Below are 19,027 nucleotides of genomic sequence, written 5' to 3'. Positions count from 1 at the left end.
ACCTCCGTATAAATTCATTTTAATATGAATTCAACGAAAGTGTTTTTATTTTACTCCCATATCATGGGGTTAGCGCACCAGACCGGGGGTGGTGCTTTATTTTATATAGTCATTGAAATTTTGTACATTGAAAGGAAATTTATCTGCTTCAATATTATTTTTCAGTTCTTGTAAAGAAACGAGTGCGAAATTTGTCAGTTGAAATGGATAGTTGAACTTTGCACTATTTTCCAGGAACATATCGTTATTTCTAAGGATCCATTCGTCACTATCTGTCTTCACATAGTCTAGATCTAAGTCTAGATAAACAATGTTCCCATCTGTATCGCGCTCACAAGGAGAAGAAATGTTACAAAATATCTTGATCGGCTGATAAGTCTTATCTAAAGCGATAGAAACAGAATATCCGTGGATTTTTGAAAGAAAATGGAGCGTTTCATATTGCAATGGAATATCAATATTTCTAATAAAGTGTCGGAGTATTGTCGTTTCATCACAGATGACAAGAAAGTATTCATCTGTTTCTTTTATCAGGGTACCTTCTACCTCGATGTGAGGTCGATGTGGATATTTGTGGGATTTAATCTTTAACTGTTCCAACAATGAACCTCCTTATCTTATTGTGAAGTACAAATCCAATTATAATATGAATTGTAAGCCTTTGCATAGTGAGAGGAAGAATATTTATAAAGTATTGGTAAACATTTACGAAACTTTAAATGAGCTGTAACACGATTCTGATAACTATCTAGTAATATTAGTGGAAATCGTAAGAATGATACGTAATCGTTTGAAAGTACGCAGTATAATGAGTAATGTACAGGTATTTATGGAAGTAAGGGAGCAGTATGGAACGTTCGATCGTTATATATGGGTACCTCGGTGCAATTGGTATCATTCAGGATAAACTGAAATAGAATAAATAAAAGTGCTGAACCTATGGGTTCAGCACTTTTTATCTTTTGATAGTATAGGCGAGTACGATACAAATCACTGCTAAACATATTGAAACATAAGGTGTAATCGCAACATCAAAATTATTGATAATGATGCCTCCAATAAGTGCACCAAATCCTATACCAGCATTGAGCGCACTCATATTCCACGCCATAATACTGCTGGAATCTCCTTTAACCTGTTTAATAATCCCGATTTGAATTGCAGGGTTCGTACTCCATTCAAATATATTCCAGATGAGCATCACGATAAGTAACAATGCAAATACAGGTAATGATAATTTAAATAGAAAGATAGACAACGTATACATCGTTAATGCGATCAATAACCATTTTCTGCTGCCCATTTTATCAGCCATTCTGCCGCCGAAGCTCGTGCCTGCGATACTTCCGATACCACAAACAAACAGTAGAATCGAAACTTGTTCTAACGTATATCCTTCATTTAACATCATCGGACTGATGTAAGTGAATACAATATAATTAGAGGCTAATATAAAGAAGGTGATACCGATATACTTTGCAGCTTCTTTCGGATAGAGCAGTTTTGAAGATTTATCTTCATCTTCTGATGTCTTAATTGTATTAGGAAGCTGGAACATTAAGAGGATTGTTGCAATAACACTTACAAGTACAATCATCCAGAATGTTGCACGCCATCCGAGCATTTCACCGAGCTTTGTCCCTATTGGAACACCGAATACATTTGCACCGCTAAAACCGATATAGACAAGACCGAGCATCTTACCTCGCTCTCGGGGGTCACTCAAGATTACAGTAAGGGCAAGCAACTTCACGACAATGATACTGGATGCTGCTGATGCGATGATACGCCCAATTACAATAATCCAGAAATCGTTACCTACAGCATTGATTATATTACCGATAATAAATATGATCATGCTGACTAAGAGTACCCATTTTGGATTGTAGCGTTCAGTAAGTTTGACGAGTATTGGACCGCTAATTGCTACTGTAAATGCATAGATCGTGACAAGTTGACCGGCAAGTGCGCGAGAGATATGCAGATCATCGCTAATCAAAGTGAGAATACCCGCAACGACGAGTTCTACCATTCCCACTACAAATACGCTAAGTATAAAAGTAAAGAGTTTGAATTTTGACATAATAGATCCTTTCAATGTTTGAATGCATTAAGATTATACCAATATTTGATAAATTAAACACGCATAAGAAATTAAAATAAAATATTCAGATAAACGGTATTGTTCATTGTCAATTGTACGAAAAAATTGCATAATGAAGATGAAAAGGTTTTCATAATTGGAAGGAGTGGTCAAGATGATTAGACAGATTACACAAGTAGACCTACAAGATGCCGTTGACCGCATAGCAGAAATTTATTTGACAAACTTTAACGACCGTAGACCGTTAAGGGAAATGAGCAATGATATTTTAAAACTGAGTGAGCATCCAGGATTTAGATGCTTTATTAGTACACAACTTGGGACAATCGATGGTTATTTATACGGTTATACGAGCGGACGCGATCAGTTTTATAGACAGTTACTGGACCAGTTTTTGTCACCCGCACAGCAAGGAATGCTTGATGGTGCATTTGAAGTCGTTTCTATCGCTGTAGATAAGCACTTCCATAAGAACGGGATCGGTACACAGTTATTAGATGCACTGCCACCAGGAAAGTACTATTTAACGAGTGATGTACATGATATCGGTGCCAATGCATTCTATTATAAGAACGACTGGATACTGCTCAAAGGAAATATGTATTTACATCCTAATATACCGCATAAGAATTTATATTATAAAGAAATAAAATAGCAGCTAGAAGTGTAAAAAAGCCCTTATAGAAGATACGCAGGAGTGTAAATTTTATGAGGACTTTTTTATGAGATAACGCTTATATGAATGTAAACAAGACACTTATGCGTATAAAATGAAGAAATGTTTTAAAAGATTAGAAGTATAAAAGATAAACGATCGGAAATTCTTCTTTTCGTACACTACCTTATATGCTAAAATGAATAAATATTAACTTTTGCGTATAAAAAATGGAGGGTATTATGATGCATTCTGATAACAAAACGGGTAAGATGGGGCAGTTTAAATTTATCATTCCTAGTCTTATCGGTATATTCTTATTTTTAACGCCACTCAATGTTGAAGGTAAGACGAGTTTGCCCGTTGCAGTTTTAGCAAAGTGGCTGTTATCGACTCTCGGTAATTTCACACCAACTTTAATCTTCATCGTTATTATTCTTTCTACGTTACTAACATTTTACTTTAGTTTTATTAACCATCCGAAGACGAGTTATTTCAAACAACTGTTCGAGGTGAACTGGATCTGGTTTATTATTCGTCTTATGGGTGCCATTTTTGCAACCATTGTCTATTTTAAAATGAAAGTCCCATTTGTTAATACTGAAAATACAGGGCAGCTCATATATAGTGGATTATTACCGACACTAATCGCTGTATTTTTCTTTGCGGGATTATTTCTGCCATTTTTAATGGACTATGGATTACTGGAATTTCTTGGACCGATGTTCTCTAAGGTGATGCGTCCCCTCTTTACATTACCGGGACGCTCTGCAGTGGATAATTTAGCTTCATTTATTGGAGATGGGACTGTAGGCGTTATGATTACATCTAAACAATATGATGGGAATTTCTATACGAGACGTGAAGCAACAGTCATTGCGACAAGCTTCTCCGTTGTGTCAATCACGTTTGCGATAGTTGTATGTGAACAGATTGGACTAATGAATCACTTCTTCTATTTCTATGGAACTGTTATTGTGTCATGTTTAGTTGCAGCGATGATTATGCCGCGTATTTGGCCGTTATCGAAGATTCCGGATCATTATGCTGATGGAACGACTGAAATTAAAGAGGAAGTGATTCCTGATAATCATAATGTCATCAGCTACGGGTACGAAAATGCGACTAAGACTGCAATTAAAGCACCTGGATTTAAAACATTCTGGTACCAAGGATTTAAAACAGTAGGAGATATGTGGTTTGCGGTACTACCTGTCGTAATGTGTATCGGTACAGCAGCAACAATCACTGCTGAGTATACACCGTTCTTCCAGTGGATTGGAATGCCGTTCGTACCTTTATTAGAGTTACTTCAGATCCCTGATGCAGTTGCAGCATCTCAGACAATATTGATTGGCTTTGCAGATATGTTCTTACCTTCAATACTTATTACAGATTCTGAATATGATCTTACACGTTTTGTTATCGGTGCGCTAAGTATCTCTCAGCTGATTTATTTATCAGAAGTGGGTGGTGTTATATTAGGCTCTAAAATACCGGTAAGCTTACCTAAGCTATTTGTCATCTTCTTGATGAGAACCATCATCTGTTTACCGATTATCGTGTTAATGGGACATTTACTATTTAGTATATAAAAAGGTCGTGACACGAGTGCTCAGACACGAGTGAAATCGCGAAAAGATTGCAAGAAACGTTCTTTGTTTCAAGCAATCTTTTTGATTTTGTCGAAGAGTCTGCTCGTGGAGCGCCGTCAAAAAAAAGGTCGTGACACGAGTGCTCAGACACGAGTAAAATCGCGAAAAGAGGACAGGAAATGCTTTATTTCCTGTCCTCTTTTCTATATATAATGCTCTTAAATTTCTGTTTCCAGCTTTGCGATGACAATTTCTGAACCAAGCATTGGTGATTCTCCTTGAGGTTTATCGCCGCCATGTGAATGTGCCTGTTTGAAGGCATCGCTCGTTTTCCATGCTTCAAAGTCTTCTAACGTTTCCCACCATGTATTGACATAAAGTTCGTCATGATCTTCTAAGTTCTGAATAGACCATGTTTCAATTTTATGGAATCCTTTTAATTCTTGGATTGCGCCACCTTTTGTAAACATCGGTGCCATCTTTTCAGCGAATCCTTTTTTCATTTTAATTCTATTTGTTACGATATACATGAAATCACTCCTAAAGTTTTGTTGGGTTTGTTGCCCATATTTGATTCGTACGTACAAATGTTCTGCGGTTGATCTTAAGCTGCGAAACGATGACTTCAGCAATATCTTCTGGATGTGTCATCGATTCCGGGTCGAGCGATACTTCACCGATTAAGTCTGTTAATACGGCAGAAGGATGAATCAAGAACGTTCGAATGTTGTGCTGACGCATTTCTCTCATAACACCATCAGATAATCCTGATAATGCAAATTTACTTGCAGAGTATGCACTTGAAGTCGGGCCGGCATTTACAGCGGACATTGAGCTCATATTGACGATGTCACCTGACTGCTGATTGATCATATGTGGCAGAACCTCCTGCATAAAATGAAACGGGCCATACACATTTACAGCCATCATCTTATTTAAGTCTTCTTCAGTTGTTGTGAGAAATGAGCTGTTATGCATAATACCTGCATTATTGATCAATATATCGATACGTTCAAATGTTTCCAGTGTATGTGCAACAGCTGCTTTAATATCGTCTTTGTTTGCACTGTCACATACAATCGCAGTTACATCTACATCAAACTGGGAAAGTGAGTCCACCGCCGATTCTAGATGTTCGATGTTACGGCCTGTAATCGCAATATGTACACCTTCATGTGCGAGCGTCTTAGCAATCTGTAAACCTATACCTCTCGAACCGCCTGTAATAAGTGCTGTTTTGTTTTTTAAGCTTTCCATGATATTGCTCCTCTATAAGTAATGATAGGTTGATAGCTTGTAGTGAAAAAGAAGAGGGTGACAGATGTCAAACCCTCTTGATAGCATTATTTATTTAATTCGTTAATGATTTTTTTATCGTTATGTGTGTAGATAATGTATTTCTTGTCTTTTGTATCTAAAAGCACTCGGTTTGTTTTACCGAAAGTAGAGCCGATACGTACGATCTTTTCGTCGCTCGCTTCTTCAGCAGTTGCGTAAATATTCGTATCTTCTTTAACACTTAAAATATCTTCGTTTGGAATAGTGATATCAGCAACACGCCATTTAATATTTACTTCTTTGTCGTCTTTAGTAATTCTCATTGCCATTTCTAAACACATCCTTATCGTTTTTATACCATAAATATAACGCTTTTTATCAGTATATTCAAATAAATTGATGTGATTAGATGAATTTAAACGAAATTCATCTTTAATGAAAGAAATTAGTGTTTATTTGTTGATTTATCTTAAAAAACTTGTAGGAATTGATTATCATATACAATGAAGGGATTTGATGAATTGAGATATAAGTCTATGTTTTTATTATTAGCGGCAGTGATTGTCGTTGCGGCGACATTGCGCGCACCATTAACAGTAATTGGTCCGATTATTTCTGAAATCGGAGATACCTTATCATTAAATCAAACGATGCTTGGAGGACTGACTACAATTCCACTCATTATGTTTGGTATCGTATCGCCTTTCGTCGCGAAAATAAGCGCAAAGGTTGGCATGAGTATGACGTTGTTTGCGGGAATGTTACTGCTGTTAAGTGGACTGATAATACGTATTATTCCAAACCTGCCATGGCTTGTCATAGGAACAATGCTCGTTGGTACAGGTATTGCCATAGGAAATGTGATACTACCAAGCTTTGTTAAATGGCGCTTTCCAGCACATGTCGGACTGATGACGGGTGTATTTGCCGCTACGATGAACTTAACAGCAGGAATTGGCGGCGGATTAAGTGTACCTCTATCACATTATAACGATTACGGTTATCAGTTCGCATTAGGATTCTGGATTATTCCCTCGGTAATTGGGCTTATCGTGTGGCTGCCACAGTTAAAGCATAATCCAAAGCCAGAATTTTCGGTAAGCAGACGTAAAATTTATCACTCTAAGTTAGCTGTTGCAATTGCACTGATGATGGGTTTTCAGTCGATGAACTTTTACAGTACTGTGACGTGGTTTCCTGAAATACTGATTCATTACGGTGTATCACAGGAAACCGCGGGATATATGCTGATGTTAAATCAATTTGCACAGCTTCCGATGACATTTATGATGCCTGTCATCGCAATGAAGATGAACAATCAACGTCCGTTAGTGATTGCTTTTACGATACTCTTCTTAATAGGTTTCACGGCCTTGCAGTTTAATCATATCGTATTAATTGTGATTGGAATGATTGCAACCGGCCTTGCTGGAGGAGCAGCATTTAGTCTATGTATGCTATTTTTCTCATTGCGTGCTCGTACAAATGAAGATGCAATCAAGCTGTCAGGTTTCAGCCAATCGGTTGGCTACCTTATTGCAGGGATTGGACCGGTCTTGATGGGATACTTAAATGATATTACAGGAACTTATACGACAAGTTTCATAATGTTTTATGTTATCGCAATCTGTATGTTTATCTTTGGTATGATTGCTAGTAAGAATGAATATGTATAATGCTTGTTCATAGCGATAATGATTTGATCGTAAATTAAAACCTAGACGCAACAGCGTCTAGGTTTTTACAATTTTATTTTTATGGATTTCTTGTATTGCATCCATTTGCTTAAACTATATATTATCAAGCCGCTCCAAATACAGCTGAATGTAATCGCATGTGTCAATGTAAAGGGTTCGCCGAACATAAAAACACCTTGGAGTAAGATAAGTGTTGGTGAGATATACTGTAGTAATCCAACAAGAGAAAGTGGAATACGCTTTGCACCGGCACTGAATAAAATAAGAGGAATCGCAGTTACGATACCGGAAAATAGAATTAGAAAACTTTCAAAGTTATTTCCGAAATATGTTTTTTGGTCTGTGGTTAATAATGCGATACCAAGAAAAGCGATAGGTAATATAAAGAATGTTTCTAGTGTAATGCTATAAAGCGCATTAATATTGACTACCTTCTTCATTAAGCCATATAACGCAAAGCTCAGTGCCAGCGTGACTGAAACAATAGGGAATGTTCCAACAGAGAATGTCATATAGAGCACACCAATTGCAGCGAGTAGAATGGCCAGTGTCTCTGTTCTGGTAAAGCGTTCTTTCAGAAAGAGAAATCCAAGAGCAATGCTCATCAATGGGTTGATATAGTAGCCCAGACTCGCTTGCAGCACATGATTATTATTAACAGCCCAGATAAATATACCCCAGTTGAAGGTTATCACGATGCTAGCGATAATAAGTGCGATAAATTCACGTTTTCTCTTAAATAAACTTTTCGTTTCTTTGACTAAAGGGGATAGCTTCTTTGTTACAGCAAGCACAATGATCATGAAGACAAATGACCAGATAATACGATGAAATAAAATCTCATAATCATTAAAACTACTCACTGCACGCCAATACGAAGGTAAGATTCCCCATAGAAGATATGCTAGTGCTGTATATAGAACGCCTTTTTGTGTATTGTCCATTATCTCACTCCTTTACATGATGATTATAGCAATCACAAAATTATGTAGCAATGTGCATGTTCTTTACATTTTTTAAAATGTGTTATAATATTCTGAGCAATAGATTGCTATTAAGGAGAGACATAATGAATAGACTTATAATGCTGATATTGACGAGTGTGTTAGTACTAACAGCATGTAATGATGGACAAGAAAAAGAGCGCAAAGAATCAACGCCTAAAGTAGAAGTTAAAGTGAACCCTGAAAAAAAAGAAAGTAAGAAAACTACTGAACAAAACGATAATAAAACAAAAAGCAAAACAGAAAATGCTGCACCTGAATCATCTGAAGAACAAGTAGTAACACACCCCTCTAATCAAGACTCCGTTGATCAGGATAATATTGATACCACAAAGTATAACGATTCTAGAAATTGTCTTATCGGTGGTGGAGAAAGTGCCGGGTGTGCAGTATTAGCTGAGACGAAGGAATATTCAAAAGCTTGGAATAATTTGACGAACGAAGGATATAACTGTAAAGATGGTGCATGTTATCAGTTGAATCCATCTACGCAAACACAGGACTCGACACATACAGCTACAAACAAAAGGCCAGAGACCGTACAGCCGTCGACGCAACCGACAACAGAAACACCGACAACAGAAATGCCGATAACGACAACGGAAACACCGACAACGGAAACGCCGACAACGGAAATCGTTACGACTGAGCTCCCTTCAACTGAACAATCACAAACAGTTCAGCCGAACCAATATGAAGACACGACAGATGAATAATATTAATGAGAGAAGCAATTTAAGCAGCGTATGAATCTTAAGAGCGGCGCTCAATCGGTTAAACAATAGACAAAAACTATGAACTCTTCGCGATGTCATAGTTTTTTATTTGTTATCTATACTATAATAAAGACCTATAAAATTTAATGGAGGTACATACGTGACAGGAAAGACTCATATCGCATGTGGTGTATTCATTGGGACGCACTATGCGGTTTCTCACGCATATAATATCAGTCAGTTTGCAGCAATCATCGGAACGTCTGCACTTTTTAGTATTGTTCCTGATATTTGTCATGCAGGCAGTAAAATAGGGAGAAGGATATGGCCCATCAGTACATTAATCCGTGTACTCTTCGGTCATAGAACGGTGACACATTCCATATTGTTTATGCTGCTCGTGTCGACAGTGTTATACTTACTTCAAGTACAGAATATTTATATTATCAGCGCTAATCTTGGGATTATGAGTCATTTAATATTAGATATGATGACACCATCAGGCGTGACACTATTCTTCCCGTGGACTAAAAAGATTAGATTTCCGTTTAAAATCAAGACAGGTGGTGTTATAGACCACTCGCTTGCAACGGCATTCAGTCTTGTGACAATGTATATTGTCTATAATGAAATCATTCATAGAACGATAAGTTGGATAAAATATTAAAGGAGCTTTATTATGGAACAGAACTTAAAAAAATATCATCATCATCAACTATTAAACCAGATGGAGTTATTGTCTCAAGTTGAAAAACAAAAACTTGAAGAAACGTTATCCATTCAGGATTTTGAAAAGATAGATCAGTTATATCAAGATGTCTATGTTCACCGAAAGATTGCGCTTCCGGAAGATGTTCAGGATATCGCAACAACCATTATTAGTGAACAATCAACAGAAGCGCTGGCACATATGAATGAATTAGGACAAAGTGCCATTAAAGCAGGCAAGTTTGCCGCAGTTCTAATGGCTGGTGGACAAGGCACACGTCTCGCGCATAATGGGCCGAAGGGTACATTTGAATTTGACGGTGTGAGTCTGTTTGAACTTCAGGCAAGACAAATAAAAGCATTGATTGAAAGCTTGAACGTTTCAATACCATGGATCATTATGACGAGTGATATTAACCATAAAGAAACCATCGCTTTTTTTGAAGCGCATGATTATTTCGGATTGAATAAACAGGATGTCTTCTTCTTCATTCAACCTAATATTGTAGCATTGAGTGAAGGTGGAGAGCTATTACTCAATGAGGACAAACAGCTGCTTACAACACCGAACGGTAACGGTGGAATCTTTGAAGCATTGAATGCATCAGGTACGAATAAGCTGTTACAAGAAAGAGGCGTTACACATATTTACATGAATAATATCGATAATGTACTAGTAAAAGTGCTGGACCCGATACTTTGTGGCTATGCAGTTGAAAGTAACGCAGATGTTACGACAAAGACGATTGCAGCAAAAGATAATGAAAGTGTCGGCCGTGTCGTGGAAGTGGATGGGAAAAAACAAGTCATTGAATATACTGAGCTTCCTAAAGGAGAAGAGAATCATTTCCGTAATGCGAATATCGGAATTCATATATTTAAGCTTGATTTTGTTGTGAATCATGCACAAAGTGAAATGCCTTATCACCTGGCGATTAAACAGCTGCCACAGTTAGATGAGAATTTTACTGTTATTGAAGCTACAGCATTAAAGTTTGAGAAGTTCTACTTTGATATATTCAAATATGCGGATACCTTTAAGACGGTACAGTTTGACCGTAATGAAGAGTTCAGTCCTTTGAAGAATAAAGAAGGAAAAGATAGCATCGCAACAGCTTACGACGATTTGTTGCGCACACGTCGACTATAAGAGGTGACCAATTTGAAAAATAAAACAACAATCTATGTGATGTTGATGATGCTTTTGATTGCAGCCATAAATCTTGGACTCAGTTATCATTATATATTTAATGTCAAAGGTTTGATGTGGATGGGATTTGTATCACTATTTGCCGCATTATTATTAATGATGCTCACCGTGCAATACTACAAGCATCAAAAAAAGCAGGATCATTCTAATATAAATGCCCATATTAAATCTGAAGATGATAGAATCTTAAAGTAATTTTTACAATATTTTTACGATAAATTCATATAAATTCCAGTACAATATAAGCATATCAATAGATAAGCGAGGGTTTATATGAAACGACGATGGTTATTACCTGTAGTACTCAGCAGTATCATTGTTGTATTACTTATCGCAACAGCTTATGCATTCTTGAGTAGACGGCAGGAAACATTATTTGTTGACGAGTATATGAAACGCTATCATCTCACAGTTAAAGGTACGATAGGGCAGACACGTATCCCTTACTTTCAGCGTGGTAATCAATCACGGCCAGCGATACTTCATGTAAGGCAAGGGGACAAAGTAACTAAAGGACAGGCGCTCTTTAGTTATGAGGATAGGGCCATCGCCGCAAATGAAAAGGAGTTAAGTCTGAAGATTTATAATCAATTAATTGCAATCAATCAGATTGAAGGACAACTCGCCGTAAAGCAAGAAGCATTTGAACAATCTGCGAGCCCCCGTATTAATGCAGAACTGAACTGGCTGATAAGTGAGTATGAGAAACATAAAAATGAACTTGAGATATTAAAAACGAAGGAAAGTGCGGCAAGTGAAGCGGTTGATCAGCTGACAATCACTTCCGAGACAACAGGAATAGTAAGTGAAATTAATAAAGAACAGCTGCAGCAATTTACAAATGCTAAACAGCAGTTTCCAATCGTAACAATTGCTGCAGCTGAAACTTTCGTTACAGGTGAAGTGGATCAAAAGCTATATAAGCAACTGGAAAAGGGGATGCAGTTCGACTTTGAAATAGATGGAAAATCTTATAAAAGTAAACTCACATCACTGACAAGAACAATCGAGCATAGCACTGCAAAATATTATTATAAAGCAGCGGTAGATATAGATGAAGCCTATGTCGGTGAAGTACTCACTTTTAAAATTTACCCAAACGTTAAAGATCATATATGGTTACATAAAGATTATGTGAATAGAAAAAAGCATACATATTATGTTCAAAAGTGTTATGGGAATCGCGTTAATGAAGAGATTATCCATGTAAAGAAACAGTCCGGACAATATTACCTTGTTACAAAAGGGTTATCGTCAGTCGATGAACTGAAAAAATATTGATATAGGAGATTGGGATATTCCCCAATCTCATTTTTTAATGTTTCCATAAATAAATGATTGTGCGCATTGAAATTTGGGTAATGATATTTAAGATAGTAACGGCCTATGAGGAGGAAGACGTATGAAATGGCAAGGTAGACAGGGGAGTTCTAATGTAGAAGATGCGAGAGGCTCTGGTGGCTTTTCTGGTGGCAGCCCGATGGTTATCGGTGGCGGTGGTATGGGATGTTTAGGAATCATCGTCATGATTGTTATCGTATTGTTGGGTGGTAACCCGATGGATTACATGGGTGGTGAAAGTCAACCTACGCAAACACAAAATCAGCAACAAGATAATGGCAACAATGATATTTTTGATACAGGAAACGTTAAGACGGATGCCGGGAACGATGGCGCTGCGACGGAACAATCTTTAGATGAACGTGGACAGTTTGCATCAGTTGTACTGAAAGATACGGAAGACGTTTGGCATAAGATATTCCAGGATTATGATAAATCTTATACTGAACCGAGAATGGTGTTATATTCAGATGCAGTACGTTCAGGATGTGGACAAGCAAGTGCTCAAATGGGACCATTCTATTGTCCGGTTGATCAGAAGATTTATATCGACCTATCTTTTATGGACGAACTGGATCAGAAGTTCGATGCGCCCGGAGATTTCGCAATGGCTTATGTTATTGCACATGAGGTTGGACATCACGTGCAGAATGAACTTGGAATCTTACCGAAATTCCATCAGTTAAGAAACCAATTATCTGAAACTGAGTACAATAAATATTCTGTTGCTGTTGAGTTGCAGGCAGACTATTTTGCAGGTGTCTATGCAAAGCATGCACAAGAAATGGGTTATACAGATGATGGAGATTTAGAAGAAGCGATTAAAGCTGCCCATGCAGTTGGAGACGACACAATTCAGAAGAATGCATTAGGACGTGCAAATCCAGATACTTTTACACATGGTTCTAGTGCCGAACGTATGGACTGGTTTAAGCGTGGTTATGAAGCAGGAGACTTTAGTCAGGGGAATACATTTAAAGCAAGGGGTTTAGACTTTTAAATAGTGGAAAATGAGATATACTCTTCTATAAGGGTATATCTCATTTTTGATAAGCGCCCATTAACGTAAAGGATTGATGGATTGTGAAACTAAAGAGACCGAATATTTCCTGGATGGCGCTCCTGTTTGTACTATCTGTAGTGTTAATTTCTGGAATAGCCTTTATATTGATGGTTTTCTTCGGAATGTATGGGCTCAGTAGATTACTTATTTATTTCCATCTTGCAGAGTTTACATATAATGAAAGTGTGATAGATAACAGCTTTTATTACGGTTCATATTTAATCATCGGCTACGTACTATTGTTTATTATTGAATATATTATGGACGAATTAAAGCGTATGCTTCCAGAGAATAAGTTTTTTCATGGCTGGTATTTTCATATCATAGCAGTAAGTCTTTCGACACTGGTATTTTACTTCGGTGTGCATATTAATTATCAGCATATTAGAATACATTTTCTTGTCGTACTGGCGATTATTAGTGCACTATACTATTTAACAGAACTCTTCTATCCTGATAGCGTGGATTTGAATAATAAAGATGATAAATGATGAAATAAAGAAGGGTAGCCAGCAACAGATTGCTAGCTACCTTTTCGGTTTTGCTTGTGGCAGAACACTTCTGTCACGACCTATTGACGGCGTTCTACGAGCAGACACTTCGATAAAATCAAAAAGACACCCTGAAACAAAAACCGTTTCTTGGTATCTTTTCATGATTTTACTCGTGTCTAAGCGCTCGTGTCACGACCTTTTTTCATCCTTATTCTTCTTCGCAGTAGACTGATACGCTGCCCGGGTTAACTTTGAAGAGGCCATTTCCTTCTTCATCAATCGTGATTGTATCTTCTCTTGTATTGGTGTAGTCATACCAGACTTCACCGGCACGTTCTTTGCCAACGAACATCTGTTTTTCTGCTTCTTCTTCACTGGAATTGATAATTACAGCACAACCAGTCTTATTGCCATTGCCGCGTCTGACAAATCCGATAATATTTGGGTGATCGAAGTAATCATCTTGTTCCCCGTATGCTTTATTTTGTCTGATATAAAGTAATGGATCGATTGCAAGCTGCTTTCCTTCGACCGGATGATCTCCGCCAATGCCATAATAATCACCATAGAATATACATGGATAGCCATCTTTACGTAATAATATTAGCGCATAAGCACTTTGTTTGAACCAGTCTTTAACGAAAGATTCTAATGCTTCATCTGGCTGAGAGTCATGGTTATCAACAAAAGTGACTGCAAGTTCAGGGTGTTCTTCAACAATTGTATCATCAAATAATGTACGTAGATCATAGGCGCTGCCCTCTTCAGAAGCGGTTTTAAAGTTGAAGTGCAGCTTAACGTCGAATAAATCAGTGTTGTACTCTGCCTCTTCAAGAAACTTTTCATTCTTTCCAAGGTCTGCATTCCAATATTCACCGAGAAAATAGAAGTCTTCTCCAGCATGTTCGCGCATTGCGTCACTAAAGTCTTTAATAAAATAGCTTTCGATATGTTTCACAGCATCCATGCGCATGCCATCTATCCCTAATGTGTCAATAAGCCATTTTCCCCATTCGATTGTATGTTGTCGTACATCGGGATGTTTGTAATCGATATTCGTAAACATCAAGTAATCGAAGTTCCCTTTTTCGTTATCTACGAATGCATTCCAGTCTTTATTTTCCCCTATTATTTTAAAGATGCCCTTGCGACCTGTTTTGTGATCGTAGTCAGTACCGTTGAAGTGTGTGTGATTCCATTTGAAATCACTATATTTATTATTACGACCTGGAAAATCAAATTTTGTATAGGCATCGATTTCGAAAGGTTCTGAGATAACGTGGGTACGATCATTTGTATCAACTTCTACGACTTTAATTGTTTCTGTTTCATCTGCGCCAGCCTTATGATTGAGCACAATATCGGCATAAACTTTTATGCCGTTCTCATGACAAGCTTTAATGGCATCTAATAATTCTTCTTTCGTCCCATATTTAGTACGCACTTGTCCTTTTTGGTCGAATTCCCCAAGATCATATAGATCATAGATGCTATAACCTGTATTCATTACATGGTCTGCTTTGCATGCAGGTGGTAACCAAACCGTATCAATGCCTTTTTCCTTTAGTTTTGGGGCATCTTCTTTCAGGCGTTTCCAATGCGCACCATCTCCATTTGCATGCCATTCGAAATATTGCATCATCGTATAATTTTTTGTCATGTGATTCTCCTCATCCTTTCGGTAATCAATTATCTATGTTATACCCATAAAATGACGAATACATCACAACTATATCATTTATAGTAATTTCTTTTATACAAAGTCGATTCTTTTTGTTAAACTAAAACTATTAGAAGATGAAGGAGCGTTTAAATTGTTAACTAAAGAACAAGTCATAGAGATTATCGGGGAATTAGAAGATCCAGTAATTAATGTACCTCTCTCTGAAACAGAGGGGATTAAAGAAGTTAGTATTAAAGAAGAGAAAGAACATGTCTCTGTTAAAGTGATGATTGCAAAGCTTGGGGGTCAGCCTCAACTTGATCTTCAGATGCAAATTGTAGAGAAACTGAAGGAGAATGGCGCAAAAACTGTAGGGATACGTTTTGAAGAGATGGATGAGTCAATGCTCGAGCAGTTCCGTGGAGTTTCCACTTCGGAAATTGAAAAGTTGGTCGATCCAAATAATAAGGTAACATTCATCTCGATCGCTTCAGGAAAGGGTGGCGTCGGGAAATCAACGGTTTCTGTGAACCTTGCTGTCGCACTTGCCCGTTTAGGTAAACGTGTAGGACTAGTTGACGCTGATATTTATGGTTTCAGTGTTCCGGATATGATGGGAATTTCAGAACGACCTGAAATTGATGGCGAACGCATCGTCCCTGTATCACGTTTTGGAGTAAAGGTAATTTCGATGGCGTTTTTCGTAGAAGAGAATACCCCTGTCATTTGGCGTGGGCCAATGCTTGGGAAGATGATCAATAACTTCTTTAACGAAGTGAATTGGGGAGATCTGGATTATATTCTCTTAGATTTACCACCAGGCACAGGAGATGTTGCACTAGATGTACATACAATGTTGCCGAAGAGTAAAGAAATCATCGTAACAACGCCACATCCAACAGCTGCATTTGTAGCTTCAAGAGCAGGAGCGATGGCATTGCATACGGAGCATGAAATTCTTGGTGTAGTAGAGAATATGAGCTACTTCGAAAGTAAAGAAACGGGAAATAAAGAGTATGTATTTGGTTCTGGTGGCGGTCAAAAGTTAGCTGAAGAGTTAAACACAGAGCTGCTCGGGCAACTTCCGTTAGCTCAACCGGACTGGAACAATGAAGATTTTGCACCTTCTGTCTATCAAGAAGACCATCCACTTGGTATCATCTATACGCAAATGGCTCAAAAGGTAATCGATAAAACAAAATAAATTAAAGAGGTACAATCGTGACTTTAAAAAATTTAGGTAAATTCTATGGCATCACGTTACTTATAGGACTTGTTGTCACAGTAATCGTCAGTCTTATATTCGGATATGATAAATTAACAGTTTATCTTGTCCGAGGTGAATTAGGAGAGTTCCTGGCAGCGCTAATCTGGTTTATGGGATATGGACTGTTAATTGCATCTATTAGTCAGCTTGCATTCTTCGCATACTTGTTTATCCATCAGATGGGACAAGGGATATTCAGAAGCGGCTGGAATGCGATTCAAGTTGTGATTATTTTATTTGCAATCGTCGATCTCGTGTATTTCAGATATTTACGTTTTGGGCAGAAGGATGGAGATATTCTTAAATTTATCTGGATTCCAATTTTAATTGTCATCTTTGGTATTGTTGTAAGTATCTATAAAAATAAGCTGACAGGTAAAAACGTCTTTATTCCTGCAATGTTCTTTATGGTTGTAATGACAACGGTAGAACTCATACCGTTTCTGAAGGTTAAAGATATGATGTGGCTGTATTGCACCATCTTTGCGCTGCTTTTATGTAATGCATTTCAGTTATTGTCATTGCCGAAATATAATAAGGCATCTTATGAAGAACGTAAGGCACGCAAGCTTGCAAATGGCACTTGGGTAGAGGAAACACCAGAGTCACCTAGTAAGGTTGTAAAGAATACGCAAGTTGTCACACATAAGAAAAAACGAAAAAAGAGATAATGATATGACCTAGCTCATTGGAGTTAGGTCATTTGTCATTAAGAAATGAGGAGAAAATGAAAAGAGGATTAATTAGTGCGCTCGTGATTATTATGTTTATGAGTGCTATCGAAACATCAATCGTGTCACTCGCAACTCCTGCAATCGGCAAAGATCTAGGTGTTAAAGAGTCGCTTGCTTTAATATTTACCAGCTATATGATTGCTATTGTAGTGATCACACCGCTTGTCGGGGAAATTATGAAACGTATCGGATCTAAGTATACAATGATATTCGGTATTGTCGTATTTATAGTAGGAAGTATGTTATCAGGGGCGTCATTTACGTTTCCAATGCTTGTTGCATCACGTCTTATTCAAGGGCTTGGTGCAGGGATCATGATGACGATGGGGAGTATTATTCCGAAGATTGCGTTTGAAATTCCATATCGCTATAAAGTAATGGGTATCGTGGGAAGTGTCTGGGGCATTTCAAGTATCGTAGGCCCACTTTTAGGCGGATTAATATTAACTTACTTAAGATGGAGTTTTTTATTTTACATTAATGTTCCTGTAGCAATAGTTGCGATTGTTCTTGTGCTGAAGTTCTTTAAATTTGATGAACAGCCGTCTAAGGCGAAACTTGATGTTAAAGGGTTACTGCTTTTCTACGCATTTTTAATCTGTTTGATTACTGGCTTCACTGCTGGAGGGCTGCTAAGTATGGCAGCATATATAGTAGCAACTACATTACTCGTTATATTTGTTAAGTTTGAATTGAAAGTACAATCACCATTTATACCAGTACGCTCCTTTAATAAAAGGATAGGTATAACGATGGGAACAGATATGGTATACGCAATGCTGTTGATGGGAACGAACATATTCTTACCGTTTTATTTGCAGACAGAGAAAGGGTTGTCACCATTACTTAGTGGTTTAACGACCTTCTCGATATCAGTGTTCTGGCTGACATCTACCTTTATATTGAAACGTATTGAACAACGCTTTACCGTTAAGCAAGTCTATCAATTAAGTTTCTTCTATATGATTATCGGTGCAGCGATTATACTAGTTACAGAAAGTGTTATTGCAGTAACGATTGGATGTATATTTCTAGGATTGAGCTATGGTACTGTATTTACGAAAAATGTCGTAACCATTCAAGAAAGTGCGGCACCACATGAACTCGGCAGTATGATGAGTACTTATAGTTTACTTAAGTTTATCGGCTCAACTACTGGATCGATAGTCATGTCGTTTGTCTACTATAGCAATGTATTACACAATATTCATAACAATATGGCGGTAATGGTCATCATTGCGCTTATACTCATCATTATTTATCAGTTTTTATATAGAGAAAAGACGGCTTAGTGAAAGTGTTCTGCCGAAACGACAACCCGGATAATACAGGTAAGATTCTTATCTGTATTATCCGGGTTGTTATATATATGAAAAATATTAAATAAAGTATTGACTTTAATATAGCAACTTGTTAAGATGTAAAAGTCGCAAAAACAAGCGACGCCAACGATTAAGCGTTTGAAAAACAAATTGAAAAAGTGTAAAAAAGACTATTG

21 protein-coding genes are annotated in these 19,027 nt (G+C 37.5%); 14 read left to right on the top strand and 7 right to left on the bottom strand.

Annotated features, from left to right (window positions below; all coding sequences use genetic code 11):
- Positions 1-96: 96 nt before the first annotated feature.
- Positions 97-600, bottom strand: coding sequence for a DUF402 domain-containing protein (locus ACZ2V4_RS11255; protein ID WP_490514902.1), 504 nt, complete (start codon positions 598-600; stop codon positions 97-99).
- A gap of 160 nt (positions 601-760) precedes the next feature.
- Between ACZ2V4_RS11255 and ACZ2V4_RS11250 the strand changes: the two genes are divergently transcribed.
- Positions 761-907 carry a DNA-3-methyladenine glycosylase I gene (locus tag ACZ2V4_RS11250; RefSeq protein ID WP_219495230.1) on the top strand — a complete coding sequence of 49 codons (147 nt, stop codon included), beginning with the start codon at positions 761-763 and terminating at the stop codon, positions 905-907.
- Positions 908-955: 48 nt separating this feature from the next.
- Here the strand turns inward: ACZ2V4_RS11250 and ACZ2V4_RS11245 are convergent, their stop codons facing one another.
- Entirely contained in the window at positions 956-2,083 is a 1,128-nt protein-coding gene (locus ACZ2V4_RS11245) for an MFS transporter (protein ID WP_219493764.1), read from the bottom strand.
- A 175-nt stretch (positions 2,084-2,258) separates the two neighbouring features.
- Between ACZ2V4_RS11245 and ACZ2V4_RS11240 the strand changes: the two genes are divergently transcribed.
- Both ACZ2V4_RS11240 and ACZ2V4_RS11235 read left to right on the top strand, forming a co-directional pair.
- Positions 2,259-2,759 carry a GNAT family N-acetyltransferase gene (locus tag ACZ2V4_RS11240; protein WP_413474903.1) on the top strand — a complete coding sequence of 167 codons (501 nt, stop codon included), beginning with the start codon at positions 2,259-2,261 and terminating at the stop codon, positions 2,757-2,759.
- A 242-nt stretch (positions 2,760-3,001) separates the two neighbouring features.
- A complete protein-coding gene (locus ACZ2V4_RS11235) occupies positions 3,002-4,354 on the top strand; it encodes a YjiH family protein (RefSeq protein ID WP_490514901.1) in 1,353 nt (450 codons plus the stop codon).
- 218 nt (positions 4,355-4,572) lie between these two features.
- On the opposite strand, the gene ACZ2V4_RS11230 is transcribed toward ACZ2V4_RS11235, so the two are convergent.
- From ACZ2V4_RS11230 to ACZ2V4_RS11220, 3 genes are all read right to left on the bottom strand, one after another.
- Positions 4,573-4,884 carry a heme oxygenase gene (locus ACZ2V4_RS11230; RefSeq protein WP_099483850.1) on the bottom strand — a complete coding sequence of 104 codons (312 nt, stop codon included), beginning with the start codon at positions 4,882-4,884 and terminating at the stop codon, positions 4,573-4,575.
- A 10-nt stretch (positions 4,885-4,894) separates the two neighbouring features.
- Positions 4,895-5,611: an SDR family NAD(P)-dependent oxidoreductase gene (locus ACZ2V4_RS11225; RefSeq protein WP_120786375.1), complete on the bottom strand. Its 717-nt coding sequence runs from the start codon at positions 5,609-5,611 to the stop codon at positions 4,895-4,897.
- An 86-nt stretch (positions 5,612-5,697) separates the two neighbouring features.
- Positions 5,698-5,961, bottom strand: coding sequence for a SunI/YnzG family protein (locus ACZ2V4_RS11220; protein ID WP_041635795.1), 264 nt, complete (start codon positions 5,959-5,961; stop codon positions 5,698-5,700).
- Between the two features lie 207 nt (positions 5,962-6,168).
- Here ACZ2V4_RS11220 and ACZ2V4_RS11215 point away from each other — a divergent pair, with 207 nt between their 5' ends.
- Positions 6,169-7,308 carry a CynX/NimT family MFS transporter gene (locus tag ACZ2V4_RS11215; RefSeq protein ID WP_490514900.1) on the top strand — a complete coding sequence of 380 codons (1,140 nt, stop codon included), beginning with the start codon at positions 6,169-6,171 and terminating at the stop codon, positions 7,306-7,308.
- Between the two features lie 65 nt (positions 7,309-7,373).
- On the opposite strand, the gene rarD is transcribed toward ACZ2V4_RS11215, so the two are convergent.
- Positions 7,374-8,273: an EamA family transporter RarD gene (gene rarD / locus ACZ2V4_RS11210; protein WP_420496334.1), complete on the bottom strand. Its 900-nt coding sequence runs from the start codon at positions 8,271-8,273 to the stop codon at positions 7,374-7,376.
- A 125-nt stretch (positions 8,274-8,398) separates the two neighbouring features.
- Here rarD and ACZ2V4_RS11205 point away from each other — a divergent pair, with 125 nt between their 5' ends.
- From ACZ2V4_RS11205 to ACZ2V4_RS11175, 7 genes are all read left to right on the top strand, one after another.
- The gene (locus ACZ2V4_RS11205; protein ID WP_420494138.1) at positions 8,399-9,049 is read left to right on the top strand and encodes a hypothetical protein; all 651 of its coding nucleotides are present in this window, start codon (positions 8,399-8,401) and stop codon (positions 9,047-9,049) included.
- Between the two features lie 160 nt (positions 9,050-9,209).
- A complete protein-coding gene (locus ACZ2V4_RS11200) occupies positions 9,210-9,716 on the top strand; it encodes a metal-dependent hydrolase (RefSeq protein WP_283722310.1) in 507 nt (168 codons plus the stop codon).
- A gap of 9 nt (positions 9,717-9,725) precedes the next feature.
- The gene (locus ACZ2V4_RS11195) at positions 9,726-10,907 is read left to right on the top strand and encodes a UTP--glucose-1-phosphate uridylyltransferase (protein WP_490514903.1); all 1,182 of its coding nucleotides are present in this window, start codon (positions 9,726-9,728) and stop codon (positions 10,905-10,907) included.
- Positions 10,908-10,919: 12 nt separating this feature from the next.
- Entirely contained in the window at positions 10,920-11,162 is a 243-nt protein-coding gene (locus ACZ2V4_RS11190) for a hypothetical protein (RefSeq protein WP_099483856.1), read from the top strand.
- Positions 11,163-11,240: 78 nt separating this feature from the next.
- Entirely contained in the window at positions 11,241-12,248 is a 1,008-nt protein-coding gene (locus tag ACZ2V4_RS11185) for an efflux RND transporter periplasmic adaptor subunit (protein WP_490514899.1), read from the top strand.
- 121 nt (positions 12,249-12,369) lie between these two features.
- On the top strand, positions 12,370-13,308 hold the full coding sequence (ypfJ, locus tag ACZ2V4_RS11180; RefSeq protein WP_219493778.1) for a KPN_02809 family neutral zinc metallopeptidase: 939 nt from the start codon (positions 12,370-12,372) through the stop codon (positions 13,306-13,308).
- A gap of 83 nt (positions 13,309-13,391) precedes the next feature.
- Complete coding sequence (locus ACZ2V4_RS11175) at positions 13,392-13,862, top strand: SepA family multidrug efflux transporter (RefSeq protein WP_413474895.1); 471 nt, start codon at positions 13,392-13,394, stop codon at positions 13,860-13,862.
- A 211-nt stretch (positions 13,863-14,073) separates the two neighbouring features.
- Here the strand turns inward: ACZ2V4_RS11175 and ACZ2V4_RS11170 are convergent, their stop codons facing one another.
- Positions 14,074-15,525 carry an alpha-amylase gene (locus tag ACZ2V4_RS11170; RefSeq protein ID WP_219493779.1) on the bottom strand — a complete coding sequence of 484 codons (1,452 nt, stop codon included), beginning with the start codon at positions 15,523-15,525 and terminating at the stop codon, positions 14,074-14,076.
- Positions 15,526-15,679: 154 nt separating this feature from the next.
- Here ACZ2V4_RS11170 and ACZ2V4_RS11165 point away from each other — a divergent pair, with 154 nt between their 5' ends.
- The 3 genes from ACZ2V4_RS11165 to ACZ2V4_RS11155 are packed head-to-tail and all read left to right on the top strand — an operon-like array spanning position 15,680 to position 18,821.
- Complete coding sequence (locus tag ACZ2V4_RS11165; RefSeq protein ID WP_219493780.1) at positions 15,680-16,732, top strand: Mrp/NBP35 family ATP-binding protein; 1,053 nt, start codon at positions 15,680-15,682, stop codon at positions 16,730-16,732.
- A 17-nt stretch (positions 16,733-16,749) separates the two neighbouring features.
- Positions 16,750-17,466, top strand: coding sequence for a KinB-signaling pathway activation protein (locus tag ACZ2V4_RS11160; RefSeq protein WP_283722316.1), 717 nt, complete (start codon positions 16,750-16,752; stop codon positions 17,464-17,466).
- A gap of 32 nt (positions 17,467-17,498) precedes the next feature.
- Positions 17,499-18,821, top strand: a complete 1,323-nt coding sequence (locus ACZ2V4_RS11155) for an MFS transporter (RefSeq protein ID WP_490514898.1) — start codon at positions 17,499-17,501, stop codon at positions 18,819-18,821.
- The last annotated feature ends 206 nt before the right edge of the window (positions 18,822-19,027 follow it).

The organism is Macrococcus sp. CoH-51_TC_04, from assembly GCF_058188655.1.
This window is presented reverse-complemented; position numbering and strand designations above follow the sequence as displayed.

Bases quoted from the DNA above. Each gene is read 5' to 3' on its own strand.
- ACZ2V4_RS11245 (WP_219493764.1), bottom strand. From the start codon at position 2,083: ATGTCAAAATTCAAACTCTTTACTTTTATACTTAGCGTATTTGTAGTG.
- ACZ2V4_RS11240 (WP_413474903.1), top strand. From the start codon at position 2,259: ATGATTAGACAGATTACACAAGTAGACCTACAAGATGCCGTTGACCGC.
- ACZ2V4_RS11235 (WP_490514901.1), top strand. From the start codon at position 3,002: ATGATGCATTCTGATAACAAAACGGGTAAGATGGGGCAGTTTAAATTT.
- ACZ2V4_RS11230 (WP_099483850.1), bottom strand. From the start codon at position 4,884: ATGTATATCGTAACAAATAGAATTAAAATGAAAAAAGGATTCGCTGAA.
- ACZ2V4_RS11225 (WP_120786375.1), bottom strand. From the start codon at position 5,611: ATGGAAAGCTTAAAAAACAAAACAGCACTTATTACAGGCGGTTCGAGA.
- ACZ2V4_RS11220 (WP_041635795.1), bottom strand. From the start codon at position 5,961: ATGGCAATGAGAATTACTAAAGACGACAAAGAAGTAAATATTAAATGG.
- ACZ2V4_RS11215 (WP_490514900.1), top strand. From the start codon at position 6,169: ATGTTTTTATTATTAGCGGCAGTGATTGTCGTTGCGGCGACATTGCGC.
- rarD (WP_420496334.1), bottom strand. From the start codon at position 8,273: ATGGACAATACACAAAAAGGCGTTCTATATACAGCACTAGCATATCTT.
- ACZ2V4_RS11205 (WP_420494138.1), top strand. From the start codon at position 8,399: ATGAATAGACTTATAATGCTGATATTGACGAGTGTGTTAGTACTAACA.
- ACZ2V4_RS11185 (WP_490514899.1), top strand. From the start codon at position 11,241: ATGAAACGACGATGGTTATTACCTGTAGTACTCAGCAGTATCATTGTT.
- ypfJ (WP_219493778.1), top strand. From the start codon at position 12,370: ATGAAATGGCAAGGTAGACAGGGGAGTTCTAATGTAGAAGATGCGAGA.
- ACZ2V4_RS11170 (WP_219493779.1), bottom strand. From the start codon at position 15,525: ATGACAAAAAATTATACGATGATGCAATATTTCGAATGGCATGCAAAT.